Annotated in this window: 10 protein-coding genes and 1 pseudogene; all 11 read left to right on the forward strand. The window is 70.4% G+C overall.

Features of this window, described 5'->3' with window-relative positions:
• Positions 1 to 54 precede the first annotated feature (54 nt).
• The 11 genes and pseudogenes from ACFYPC_RS07155 to eccCa all read left to right on the forward strand — a co-directional run bounded on the left by ACFYPC_RS07155 (position 55) and on the right by eccCa (position 12,460).
• Positions 55 to 447 carry a DUF6507 family protein gene (locus ACFYPC_RS07155; RefSeq protein WP_388672148.1) on the forward strand — a complete coding sequence of 131 codons (393 nt, stop codon included), beginning with the start codon at positions 55 to 57 and terminating at the stop codon, positions 445 to 447.
• Positions 444 to 2,915 (forward strand): ADP-ribosyltransferase, encoded by a 2,472-nt coding sequence (locus ACFYPC_RS07160; RefSeq protein ID WP_388672151.1) that lies wholly within the window; start codon positions 444 to 446, stop codon positions 2,913 to 2,915. The genes ACFYPC_RS07155 and ACFYPC_RS07160 overlap by 4 nt, the downstream gene beginning before the upstream one ends.
• A 45-nt stretch (positions 2,916 to 2,960) precedes the next feature.
• Entirely contained in the window at positions 2,961 to 3,362 is a 402-nt protein-coding gene (locus tag ACFYPC_RS07165) for a hypothetical protein (RefSeq protein ID WP_388672154.1), read from the forward strand.
• A complete protein-coding gene (locus ACFYPC_RS07170) occupies positions 3,355 to 3,759 on the forward strand; it encodes a hypothetical protein (protein ID WP_388672157.1) in 405 nt (134 codons plus the stop codon). Before ACFYPC_RS07165 ends, ACFYPC_RS07170 begins: the two co-directional genes overlap by 8 nt.
• Complete coding sequence (locus ACFYPC_RS07175; RefSeq protein WP_388672160.1) at positions 3,752 to 4,156, forward strand: hypothetical protein; 405 nt, start codon at positions 3,752 to 3,754, stop codon at positions 4,154 to 4,156. Before ACFYPC_RS07170 ends, ACFYPC_RS07175 begins: the two co-directional genes overlap by 8 nt.
• Positions 4,149 to 4,547: a hypothetical protein gene (locus ACFYPC_RS07180; protein ID WP_388672163.1), complete on the forward strand. Its 399-nt coding sequence runs from the start codon at positions 4,149 to 4,151 to the stop codon at positions 4,545 to 4,547. Before ACFYPC_RS07175 ends, ACFYPC_RS07180 begins: the two co-directional genes overlap by 8 nt.
• A gap of 378 nt (positions 4,548 to 4,925) precedes the next feature.
• A pseudogene (locus tag ACFYPC_RS07185) lies at positions 4,926 to 5,042 on the forward strand (phosphohydrolase); the annotation flags it as partial.
• A 148-nt stretch (positions 5,043 to 5,190) separates the two neighbouring features.
• Positions 5,191 to 5,538 carry a hypothetical protein gene (locus ACFYPC_RS07190; RefSeq protein WP_388672166.1) on the forward strand — a complete coding sequence of 116 codons (348 nt, stop codon included), beginning with the start codon at positions 5,191 to 5,193 and terminating at the stop codon, positions 5,536 to 5,538.
• A gap of 163 nt (positions 5,539 to 5,701) precedes the next feature.
• Positions 5,702 to 7,057 (forward strand): type VII secretion integral membrane protein EccD, encoded by a 1,356-nt coding sequence (gene eccD, locus ACFYPC_RS07195; protein WP_388672169.1) that lies wholly within the window; start codon positions 5,702 to 5,704, stop codon positions 7,055 to 7,057.
• A 186-nt stretch (positions 7,058 to 7,243) separates the two neighbouring features.
• Positions 7,244 to 8,464 carry a MinD/ParA family protein gene (locus ACFYPC_RS07200; RefSeq protein WP_388672172.1) on the forward strand — a complete coding sequence of 407 codons (1,221 nt, stop codon included), beginning with the start codon at positions 7,244 to 7,246 and terminating at the stop codon, positions 8,462 to 8,464.
• 21 nt (positions 8,465 to 8,485) lie between these two features.
• Positions 8,486 to 12,460 (forward strand): type VII secretion protein EccCa, encoded by a 3,975-nt coding sequence (eccCa, locus tag ACFYPC_RS07205; protein WP_388672175.1) that lies wholly within the window; start codon positions 8,486 to 8,488, stop codon positions 12,458 to 12,460.
• The last annotated feature ends 170 nt before the right edge of the window (positions 12,461 to 12,630 follow it).

Raw genomic sequence — 12,630 nt, forward strand, 5'->3', positions numbered from 1 at the left:
GCGGTCGGGAATTGACATGGGCGCTGCTAACGGGGAACGCAGGGGACGACGCGGATGACCGGCTGGGATCTGAAGCCGCAGGGTATTCAAGGTGTGTTGAAGGCGGCGGGGGAGACTGCGTCGCATATTGAGACGTATGCGACGTCGTACGGGGAGCATCTGACGTCGGCGGCGTCCAGTGCGGGAACGGTTTCTGCCGAGGGCGGCGGGAGCGGTGGGGAGCAGCCGGCCGGGGGTCTGGTCGCTTTGGCTCTTTCGCAGTACGCGGAGCATGCGGCGGTGGACCTGAAGTTCATCGCGGCACGGGCGGGCAAGTCGTTGACCGGTGCGGTGGAGGCGACGACGGCGTACTTGAACGGTGACGAGGAGATGGCGGCGGAGGCGCAGCGCAGGGCGCTGGGCGTGCCGGACCTTGATCCCATGAAGCCGGGGGTGCAGTCGTCGTGATCAGTCCCGAGGCGATCCCGCAGTTCACGGGGAATTTGGAGCAGCTGGAGAAGGACTACGGCGGCCTGAAGACGGTCGCGGGGAACATCCGGACCACCGGCAGTGATGTGCACTCCCAGTTCCAGGGCCTGGCGGCGTACTACACGGCGCCGGATGCCGAGCAGTTGTTCGCGACGACGAAGCCGGTGGCTGATCGGGCGGATGGCTTCGCGGATGACTTGGAGAAGGTGTCGAGCGCGTTGTCGTCGTACTCGACCGAGGTGCGTCCGTTGGTCCACAAGCTGGAGCAGCTGAAGCTGGACGCGACGAACTTCGTCGGCTCGGTCAAGGACGATGACGACTGGGAGTACGACGAGGACAAGGTCGAGAAGCACAACCAGATCCGTGACGACGTGACGGCTACTGTCGCCGCGTTCTGGGCTGCGGAGCGGACGTGCCACAACGCGATCACAGGGTTGTTCGGTGGTACGCAGATGGTGGCCGGGGACGGCTCGGACCGTGCGGACCAGTACGGGTTCAGCGCGGACGACATGAAGAACGCGAAGCTTCCCTGGGGCGACCCGGTGGAGGAGAAGCACCACGTCTGGGAGGTCGGCCACTGGGTGAAGTCGTTCTTCTGGGACGGGCTGATCGTGGACGGCGTCTGGGGCACCATCAAGGGCTTGGGCACGCTGGTGGGCTTTGGCGGCTGGGACGCGATGGGGCAGGCCTGGAAGGGCCTCGCACAGCTGGCGACGGGTTTGACGATCTCTCAGATCCCGGGGTTCAACGCGCTGTTCTGGTCGTTGCCGGATGACAAGCTGCCGTCCTGGCTGCGCGACTCACGCACCGCGATGAAGGAGACCGGCAAGGCGCTGGTGGCGTGGGACGAGTGGGGCAGGAACCCGGGGCGGGCCGCGGGTGCGGTCACCTTCAACGTGCTCACGACGGTGTTCACCGGTGGTTCGGGCGGCGCCGTGGCGGGTGCGGGGAAGGCGGGCGCGATCGCCAAGGTCCTCTCCGTGGCGGGCAAGGCCGGCCGGGTCATTGATCCGATGACGTATATCGCCAAGGGCGCGGGCGCCGGGTTGTCGAAGATCGGCGACATCACCAAGGGGCTGAAGGGCGTCGGGAACATCGACATCCCCAGGCTCCCCGACGGCTCGGTACAGCTGCCCGACGGCCGGCTCCTGGAGCCGAACGGCAATCTCATCGCCCCGAACGGGGCCATCGACACGACCCCGATCCCGCACGAGCCGGTACTCCCCGCGCACTGGACCATCCAGGAGCCGGCGCTCTCCGGTGTCCGTGCGGGGGACGGCCTGCCTGGTGGCGCGACACACACCGGCGACCCGTTGACGACGGCGGGCCACTACGACCCGTCGTTGCCGGGCGGTACGGCGAACCACGTGCCGGGCGGTACGGCAGCCGGGCACACGCCGGCCGGAACGTTCGACGGGACACCGACGTCGTACGACCACACGCCGACGGCCACCCCGCACAACGTGCCGACGAACACGCCGCACACGGGCTACGACACCCCGCACACGGGCTACGACACCCCGACGGGCACCCCGCACACCGGGCACGACGCCCCGAGCGGCGGCAGCCACGCCGACGATGCGGCCCATGGCTCCGGCCATGACGGGTCCGGTTCAGGGCACGACGGCGCCGGGCACGCGGACGACGCGGCGGGGCACGGGGACGACGCGGCGCACACGGGCGACGACGCGGGCCTCGGGCACGGTGCGGCGGATGTTGCCGCGCATCAGGGGGCCGACGCTCCGGTTGCTCCGGGGCAGTCGGGTGCGGATGCGGCGGTGCATGGGGCTGGGGAGCCGTTCGAGTACAAGCCGCACATGTCGGAGGACGACTTCGACAACCTGGCGACCGACGCGGAGAAGCACGCGGTGGCCCAGGCCGAGCTGGCGGACGGCACGAACCTCGCCCCCAGCGCCAGCAACACGGCAGGGAAGGCGTACGGCGACGCGGCCTGGAACGACTTCCTCGACAACCTCGACCCCGAGGCCCACAACGCGCTGCACACGTACAGCGACCACTACTACACGCAGATCAACGACCCGCTTCGGGAAAAGGTAAAGCTGAGCGACGACATGCAGCACGTCGTCGACAACATGGACCGGGTTATGGGCTCCCATCCTGTGCCCGAGAACATCATGGTCGTCCGAGGCACCGACGTCAGCTACCTCAAGCTGCGGTCGCTACTCGAAATGCAGGGCAATATCTATGACGACCTCGGATACACTTCCACGTCGCTCGGCAAGGACCCGGCCTTCGCGTTCCAGCCTGTGCACCTGCACCTGCGGGTGCCGGAGGGCACACCTGCTCTCTGGATCGACCATATCTCCGCGAACAAGGGGGAGCGGGAGCTGCTGCTCGCTCGTGGTACGGAATATAAGGTTACGCGCGTCTTCCAGGACGCGGCCGGGAAGTGGCAGGTCTACGGCGAGGTCCTGCCGAAGCCGTAGCCGTCCTGGACTGGACTGGACGGACGACTCAAGGAATGTGGACTTATGAGCAGTGAGCAACCGAAGCCCTCGCGCTTTGCCGAGGACCTGCAATTCAGGGAGAAGCCGGGCGGTCCGGCGCGGTACCAGGACTGGACCGAGAACCCGGTGCAGTACTTCACCGTCGTCGACAAGGAGAATGACGCGATCCTCGGGTACCTCTGGGCCGGTGACGAGGACGCCGCTGCATACGAACCGCGGGAGGCAGGTGGCCCCCGTGCGGCGAACGAAGGCGGCTTCTGGATCCGCCGGCTGCGCGATGCCAAGCAGCGGGGCCTTCTGCCGTCCCAGGCCCTCACCGAGTTGTACGGCATCCCGGAGACTGCCGGCAAGGGTCGCCCCCTCCCAGGCTCCCTCACCGACGCCCCGAATGCCGCCGCGGTCGAGGCCCTTGCCAAGCGTGACTAGTGAACGACCGATCAACCCGCGCTTTGACGACGACATGGAGTTCAACCTTGTGTCGCCGGGTCCGCCGCGTTACCAGACTCGCACCGAGAAGCCGGTGCGGTATTTCGCGGTGGTCGACAAGGAGGGTGGCGCGGTTCTCGGATATGTGTGGGCCGGTGACGGGGACGATGCTGCCGCGTGGGAACCGCGCCAGGCCGCCGGCCCCCGGGCACTGATCGAGGGCGGCATTTGGCACGCGTCGTTGGGGGAGGCCAAGGGGCGCGGGATCCGACCGTCCCAGGCCCTCGCAGAGCTGTACAGCGACCCGGAGGCGGGCATCAAAGGCCGGGTATTGCCGGGCTCCCTCGCCGAGGCCCCGAACGCCGGAGTGGTCGAGGAGTTCGCCAAGCGTGACTAGCGAACGACCGATCAATCCGCGCTATGCCGAGGACACGTGGTTCGAGGAGGCGCCGGGTGGTCCGCCGCGCTACCGGGACTGGACCGATAAGCCGGTGCGGTACTTCGTAGTCGTTGACAAAAAGGACGGCGCGGTCCTCGGGTATGTGTGGGCAGGGGACGAGGACGATGCCGCTGCGTGGGAGCCCCGCCAGGCCGCCGGCCCCCGGGCGTTGATGGAGAGCCTCGGCTGGTTCGATCGGCTGGGGGAGGCCAAGGGGCGGGGTATTCGACCGTCCCAGGCCCTCGCCGAGCTGATGACCGACTCGTCGGCAGGCAAATTCGGCCAGGCTCTGCCTGGTTCCCTCGCCGAGGCCCCGAACGCCGGAGTGGTCGAGGAGCTTGCCAAGCGTGACTAGTGATCGGCCGATCAACCCGCGCTTTGCCGAGGACATGTGGTTCAGCCAGGTGGACGGCCCGCCGGCGTACAGCCGCAGGGCCGACGGGCCGGTCGTGTACGTGAGCATCGCTGACCGGACCGGCTCGACCATCGGGTACGTGTGGGCCAACGATACGGATGACGCAGCTGGTTGGGTGGTGCCACCGGGGCTTTCGGCGAGCGCACTGAACGCCGGTGCGTCGTGGCTGCGGGCGTTGCGTAGCGGAAAGGCCAGGGAGCTCGGTCCCACGGTCCTCCTCGCCGAGCTGGCGCGGGGTGCGAACGACAACGAGCTGAGCCACGTCATCCCTGGCTCCCTCACCGAGGCCCCGACCCTCGCCGCGCTCAGGGAACTGGCCGCCGGTGGCTGAACCGTTGCCGGCCAACCCGCGCCCGCACGACCACCTGTTGTTCAACCTGAAGCCGGGGGGACTGTCGCGTTACGGCCCTGCGACCGACAAACCCGTTCAGTACCTTGCGGTGGCCGACCGGGACGGCGAGGTCCTTGGGAATACGCGCCGCGTCAGTCCTCGGCAGACCCCGATGCCCCCACCGACAGCGGCTCCCCGTCGGCACCAGACGCCCATCCCGCGCGCCGTCGAGGCTCCCGCTCCCCCAGGCGTAACCCACCCGGGGTGTACTGAGCGCCGGTCCATGTCCTATGTTGCACAGGCAAAGTAAGGGGGAGCCTGTCATGCCGCAGGAAGGGCAGTCGGCCCGAAGGTGCGACGCAGGCGGAGGTGCAACACATGGCCTTGGCCGAGGTCGAGGCCGTCGCGCGCGCCGCGTATGCCGCTCAGAACGGCAAGGCCGAGCGCCCGTACGCCGAGCCTCCGAAGGCCGTCGCCGAGGGCGTGCGCGCCCGCTGCGCCTCGCCGCCCCGACCGCCGAGCGGCTCACCCGCAAGCGCGCCACCCTGCGGCAGTACCTTGGTCGTCCCGCTGAGGCGCTGAACCGGTGAGGCAACGCATCGGTCAACGACGCACAGGACGACGGAAGACACAGGACGACTGAATGGCACGGGACTACGACAGCCAGCTACTGGAGTCGGTGGCGGTGCGTCGGCGCCGCATGCGTGACGCGCTGCTGTTCGGCGCGCAGCGCAGCCGGCGCACGGTGGACGAGCGGCTCGGCAAGGTGTTCGCGGGGATCGCGATCGCGGCCGTGCTGTGTGCCGGCTGTGTCGGCTGGTCCTTCCTGCAGGCGACCTTGGCGAAGCAGAAAGCCGAGGAACAGCAGCAGGAACAGCAGCAGGAACAGCAGCAGGAACAGCAGCAGGAGCAGCAGTACGACCCGTCCGGACAGAGCGCCTCGCCCACGGCCTCCGAGGGTTCCCGGACGCAGAGTTCGGAGGAGCCTTGAGCGAGACGCACGCGACGGACCTGAACGCGTCACGCGAAAACGCGCCAAGTGAACGCGTGAGCACATCGTGCGGTGCCCCGAGCACGCCATCCCTGAGCGCCCCCTCCCTGCATACCCCGTACGAGGCCCGTTTCCGAAACACCGCGATGATAGGTTCCCGCAAGTGGTGAGCACAGCAACGACTTCCCGGGCGCAGCTGAGCCGGGTGACCCTGGTCGGCGAACGACGGCGAGCCGACATCGTCCTGCCGTCGGACACCCCGATCGGGCAACTGCTCCCCGACATCCTGCAGTTGCTCGATGACCGGGCCGCCTCGCGTCCCACCACCCGGCAGTTGATCACCTCCGACGGCTCGGTGCTGCCGCACGACGCCACGCTGTCCTCGGCCGAGGTCGCCGACGGCGCCGTGCTCCAGCTCGTCCGCGCCCACTCCGCGCCGCCCGCCCCGGTCGTGCACGACGTGACCGACGAGGTCGCCGACGACCTCGACCTGCGTGCCTGGCGCTGGCGCCCGGCCGCGCGCCGGGCGAGCGCCGGGGTGGCGACCGTCGCCTTCGCGGTGACCGCCGCGCTGCTCGCCCGCCGTGAGTTCGCCCTGGACTCGCTGGCGGTGGCGCTCGTGGCCGCCACCCTCGTCTTCCTGCTCACCGGTGCGCTGGCCGCCAAGATCGGCGACGGCAACCTCGGGCTCGCCACCGCGCTGCTGCTCGCCTCCGGCGGACTCGGGCTGCTCACGGCGTGGACGGCCGCCGACGCGTACGACTGGTCGGGGACCGCCCGGCTGGCGGCGGTCGTCGGCGCGCTGGTCCTTACGCTCGTACTGCTCGCCTTCTTCTCGCCGCTCGGGCGCGGGGGACTGATCGGTGCCGGGGCGACGGCGGTCATCACGCTCCTCTGGGAGGCCGTCGCCGCCGTGCAGGACCAGCCGGCCCGACTCGGTGCCGCGATGGCCGTGTTCTCCGTGCTGCTGCTCGGTCTGCTGCCGCGGCTCGCGCTGATGGCCTCAGGGCTCACCGGGCTCGACGACCGCCGCTCCGGAGGCGTGTCGGTGAGCCGCCAGCAGGTGGGCACCGCGCTCGCCGCGACTCACCGAGGGCTCGCCCTCGCCACCATCGCGACGGCCGCCTCGGCCGCCGCAGGGGGCTGGCTGGTGACCACGGCCGACGAGCCGACCGCCTGGACGGTGTCGCTCGCCTCGCTGACCGCTGTGGTGCTGCTCTCCAGGGCACGGGCGTTTCCACTGGTGGCCGAGGTGGTGGCGCTGTTCGCCGCCGCCGCGCTGCTTGTCGTACGGCTGGCGGTGTTGTGGATGGACCACGCGGGCGGTGGCGGGCCGCTCGCCCTGCTGTGCGGGGCCGCGGTGCTGCCACTGCTCGTGCTCGCGGTGCAGCCGCCGGAGCATGTGCGGATCCGGCTGCGGCGGGTCGCCGATCTGATCGAGTCCATCGGCGTGATCGGGTTGTTCCCGCTGGCCGTCGGGGTGTTCGGCATCTACGGGCAGTTGCTCGACCAGTTCTGAGCCAACACGTGCTGAGCCAACGGGCCATGAGGCGGCGGGTCATGAGCCAACGGGTCATGAGGCAGCGGGCCATGAACCAACTGGTCACGAACCAACTGGTCACGAACCAACTCGACAAGTCTCGACAGTTCTGAGTCAACGGGCGGGCGCTCCGGGTGGGGCGGCAATGCGGGAGAGAAGGGCGACATGCCGAACGGCGACAACTGGCAGAGCGATGTGCTGCGGGACCTGAGAGGCAACACCCCTGCGGAGCCGGCCGCACACCCGCACGGCACACCTGCCGCAGCCGCCCCTCACCCGCAGGGCGCACCCGCCGCAGCCGCCCCCCACCCGCACGGCACACCGCGGTACCCCGAACAGCCGCCGTACCCCCAGCCCCCGCAGCCCCACGTGCAGGCGCAGGCCCCCGCACAACCCCAGCCCGCTGCCGGTGTGCCCGCTGCCCGTATCCCCGGCGCTCGTCCCCCTGGCGCCCGTCCCACGCGCACCCCCGACTCCCGCCCGGTGGTGGACAAGAGCCTCGCCGGGACAGGGCTCAAGCCCCGCCACGGCGAACCCCTGACCTCCCGGGTGCTGCGTGCCGTACGCCGTACCGTCTCCTCCTCCGCAGCGCGCGAGGTCGCCGAGGCAACCGCCACTGCCGAGGTGCTCCAGCGGGCGGTGACCACCGGTCGCCAGATCGCCGTCACCTCCATCCGCGGAGGTTGCGGCAAGTCGACCATCGCCGCGCTGCTCGGCACGACGTACGCGCACTACCGGCACGACCCGGTGCTCGTGGTCGAGGCCGACCCGGCGCTCGGCTCGCTGCCGGTCAGGCTCGGTGCCCAGACACTGCGCTGGACCACCGGCGACGTCGCCGACATCGTCGAGCCGCAGATGTCGTTGCTCGAAGTCACCGGCTATCTCGTTCAACTCCCCGACAACGCCTGGCTGTTGCCCGGAAGCCAGGGGCAGATCGGCGCGATGCTCGACACCAGGGCGTACGAGCGGGTCATGGTGTCGTTGCGCCGCTACTTCGGCGTGACCGTGGTGGACTGCGAGACGCTGCCCGCCGAGGTCGCCCGCGTCGCGCTGTCCGCCTCGCAGGCGAGGGTGCTGGCGGTGCCCGCGACGCTGGAGGGCGTGGCCAGTACGTACTCGGTTCTGGAGTGGATGCGGGGGCTGCCCCGGCACGTGATCGCCGGGACCGTCGTCGTGCTGACCGAGACGGTGCCGCACGCGGGGCTCGACCTCGGCAAGGCGGCCGAGAAGCTCAAGGCGAGCGGGGCGAGCGTCCAAGTCCTGCCGTACGACCGTCACTTGGCGGCCGGTGGTGCGATCCGCACGGAACTCCTCGCGCGCTCCACCCGGCTCGCGGCCACCCGGATCGCGGCCCGGGTCTTCGAGCTCTCCCAGAACCATCACTGAGCGCGGGGGAGGAGAAGGAAGATGAGCACCCGACTGATCCACCGCCCGGCCCGGACCACCAGCCCGCCGGCCGCCTCAGAGCCGCGCTCCATCGAGGCGCCGCCCAACCTGCCCGAGGGGAAAGCCGCTTCCATCGCGACCTCGCTGCTGCCCGTCGCCGGTGTCATGTCGTCCGTCGTGATGATGACCATGATACGAAACAGTCAGTTCGCGGGGCTCGGCGCGATCATCCTCGTTGTCACCATCGTCGGTTCCATGGCCCTCCTTTTCTCCCAGCGCGGCAAGGCGCAGCGCACCCGGCGTACCCAACGTGAGGCGTATCTCGCCTACTTGGAGGACCTGCGCGAGGAACTGTCCAAGGAGGAGCGGGAACGGCGGGAGCGGGCCGGGGTGCTCAATCCGCCGCCGGACGCGCTGTACGACATCGTGCGCGACCCCGCCCGCCTGTGGGAGCGGCGCCGCGTGGACGGCGACTTCCTGCGGGTGCGCGTCGGCACCGGTGAGATGCCCGTACGTGACCTGAAGGTCGCCCAGCACGGCTCTTCGGTGCTGACGCCGCCGGACCAGTTCATGCTGAACGAGGCGTCCGCGCTGATGGCCCGGTTCAGCACCGGCTACGAACTCCCGCTCACCGTCCCGCTGGACCGTGTCGGCAACATCAGTGTCATCGGGCCCCGCGAGGACACCCTGCGGGTCGCCCGCGCCCTGATGATCCAGGCCGCCGCCACGCACGCGCCCGACGACGTGGCGATGGCGCTCGCCGCGCCCGGGGACCGGTTGGCGGACTGGGAGTGGGCCAAGTGGCTGCCCCACCTGCTCGACACCGAGCAGTTCGACGGCCCGGTCGCCGCCCGCCGAATCGCCCCGTCCCTGCCCCAACTCGCCCGCCGGATCGGCCCCGAGCTGCGCCGCCGCGCCTCCTACGCGGCCGAGGTGCGCCGCGGTCTGTCCGGCAAAGACGCCCTCGCGATGACCTCGCGGCTGCTCGTCGTCACCGACGGGCACGGCGACGACGCCATCGACCTGCCCCGTCCCGACGACGCGGTGGGCCTGCGCGACATGGGCGTCACCGTCCTCCATCTGCTCGACCAGCGGGTGCAGGAGCCCGGCAGCGTCGGCGTCCGCATCACCGTCGACGGCGAACGGATCGTCATCGAGGACCTGCGCGAGCGGGAGCCGATCAGCGCTCACGGCACGGTCGACGAGGTCGGCATCCCGTTCGCCGAGGGCCTGGCCCGGATGCTCGCCCCGATGCGCCTGTCCGCCGAGTCGATGGCCGACGCCCCGCTGACCGGCCCGGTCGACTTCGCCGAACTCCTCGGCATCGACGACGTGGCCCACCTGGACCTGGACCGGCTGTGGGCGCCGCGCGGCGAACGCGCCTTCCTGCGCGTCCCGATCGGCATCAGCGACCGCCGCGAGCCGGTCCTCCTCGACCTCAAGGAGTCCTCCGAGCTGGGCATGGGCCCGCACGGCCTGTGCGTCGGGGCCACCGGCTCGGGCAAGTCCGAACTCCTGCGCACCCTCGTCCTGGCGCTGGTCGCCACCCACCCGCCCGAGGACCTCGCCCTGGTCCTGGTCGACTACAAGGGCGGTGCCACCTTCGCCCCCTTCGCGGACCTCCCGCACGTCGCCGGCGTCATCACCAACCTGGAGAACCAGGCGGGCCTCGTCGAGCGCGTGCACGCCTCACTGGCCGGCGAGGTCAAGCGCCGCCAGCAGGTCCTCAAGGACGCGGGCAACGTCGCCGACATCGGCCACTACGCCGCCCTGCGCGCCGAGAAGCGCCCCGACCTCGATCCACTGCCCCACCTCTTCGTGGTCATCGACGAGTTCGGTGAACTCCTCACCGCCAAGCCCGACTTCATCGACCTGTTCCTGTCCATCGGCCGCATCGGCCGCTCCATCGGCGTGCACCTGCTCCTCTCCTCCCAGCGCATCGAGGGCGGCAAGCTCAAGGGCCTGGACACATATCTTTCGTACCGCCTCGGTCTGCGCACCTTCTCGGCCGACGAGTCCCGGACGGTCCTGGACACCACGGACGCCTTCCACCTCCCGCCGCTGCCCGGTTTCGGCTACCTCAAGGTCGACACCAGCCACTACGAGCGCTTCAAGGCGAGTTACGTCTCCGGCGGCTACCGCGGCCCGGTGCAGCGCGAGTCCGAGGACACCGGGCCGCTCGCGCTCGCGTACGAGGCCTTCAACACCCTTGGAGAGGCGGAGAGTTCGGGCTCGGAGGAGCCCAAGATGCGGCGCCGGGAGACCGGGCCGACCGAGCTGGGCGTCCTCGTCGAGCAGATCGAGAACGCCGCGACGGCGCCCGTACGCCAGATCTGGCTGCCGCCGCTGCCCGCCGCCGTCGCCCTCGACAAGGTCGCCGGTCCGCTGGAGGTCGGCGCCCGCGGCATGCAGCTGGCCAAGCGCCGCGGCCCGCTCCAGGTGCCCCTCGGCGTCCTCGACGATCCGACCCGGCAGTGGCAGGGCCAGTGGTACCTGGATCTCACGGTCGCGGGCGGCCACGCGGCGGTCATCGGCGGCCCCCAGTCCGGCAAGACGACCCTGCTGCGCACCCTCGCGCTCTCCCTGTCTCTGACGCACACGCCCCAGGAGGTCGGCATCTACGGCCTCGACCTGGTCGGCGGCGGCCTCCAGGCGCTGGCCGGCCTCCCGCACGTCGGCGGGGTCGCGGGCCGCGCCGACCGCGAACGCGCGGGCCGCACCGTCGACTCCGTACGCGGCATGCTCGACCAGCGCGAGGAGCTCTTCCGCATCCACAGCATCGACTCCCTGCAGCAACTGCGCGACCTGCGCGCGGCGGGCCGCCTCCCCGAGCTGGCCTCCACCGAGATCGTGCTGCTCATCGACGGCTTCGGCGCGCTGCGCGACGACTTCGACGAACTGGACGACGCCGTCGTCGACATCCTCAAGCGCGGCGGTGGCTACGGTATCCACATCGTGGCGGGCATGCTCCGCTGGAACGACGTGCGCATCGCCACCCAGTCACAGTTCGGCACCCGCGTCGAACTGCGCCTGAACGACCCCGGCGAGTCCAGCATCGACCGCAAGCTCGCCCAGACCCTCGCGCCCGAGGAGAAGGGCCGCGTCCTCACCGACGGCAAGCTGTTCGCCCAGGTCGCCCTGCCCCGTACGGACGGCCTGCCGGACACCTCCGACCTCGGCTCGGTCCTGGAGCGCACGGCCCGTACGATCCGCGCCACCTGGACCGGCGAAGTCGCCCAGCCCGTACGGGTACTGCCGCAGGTCCTGGAGCCGCAGCTGCTGCCGGGCCCGGCAGCCGAACCGCGCCGGGTACCGATCGCCCTGGACCAGGCCCAGTTGGCACCGGTCATGCTCGACCTCTTCGCGCACGACCAGCACCTGCTGATCATGGGCGACAGCGAGTGCGGCAAGACCAACCTGCTCAAGGTCATCGCCGACGGCCTGGCCGAGCGGTACAGCGAGGACGAACTGGTCTTCGCCGTCATGGACCCCCGGCGCGGCCTGCGCGGCGCGATCCCCGAGGAGTACCGCGGCGGCTACGCCTACAACACCAGGCTGTGCGCGGGCCTTGCGGCCGGCATCGCCACCGAGCTGGAGAAGCGGCTGCCCGACGAGAGCGCCGACAAGGAGGATCTGGAGCCGGGCAGCTGGGGCTCGGGCCCACGCATCGTGATCCTCGTCGACGACTACGACGTTCTCACGACCGCCGGCCAGCAGCCCTTGGCACCCTTCCTCCCCTATATCCCGTCCGCGGTCGACATCGGCCTCCACTTCGTCCTCACCCGCCGCGTCGCGGGCGCCTCCCGCGGCCTGTACGAGCCCCTGCTTCAGGGACTGCGTGAGTCCGGAGCCTCGGCGCTCGTGATGGCCGGTGACCGCAGCGAGGGCCAGCTCTTCCCCGGCGTGTACGCCACCCAGCAGCCGTCGGGCCGCGGGGTGCTGGTGCGCAGGGGCGAGCCGAACCGGCTGATCCAGACGGTGTACGGGGGCCGGTGAACAGCGGGGGTGTGAGGCGTCCAGGCAATCCAGGCCGTACGACATCCCAGCCGTAAGCCGTAAGCCGTAAGCCGTAATCCGCACGACACCCGGGCCGAGTATTGGCCCTGGGACACCCCATCCGGCCATCGGCCGTACGACACCCATGCCGAGCAACGTGAAGGACCGGC

It is taken from the genome of Streptomyces sp. NPDC005808 (assembly GCF_042871385.1).
Lineage (GTDB): Bacteria > Actinomycetota > Actinomycetes > Streptomycetales > Streptomycetaceae > Streptomyces.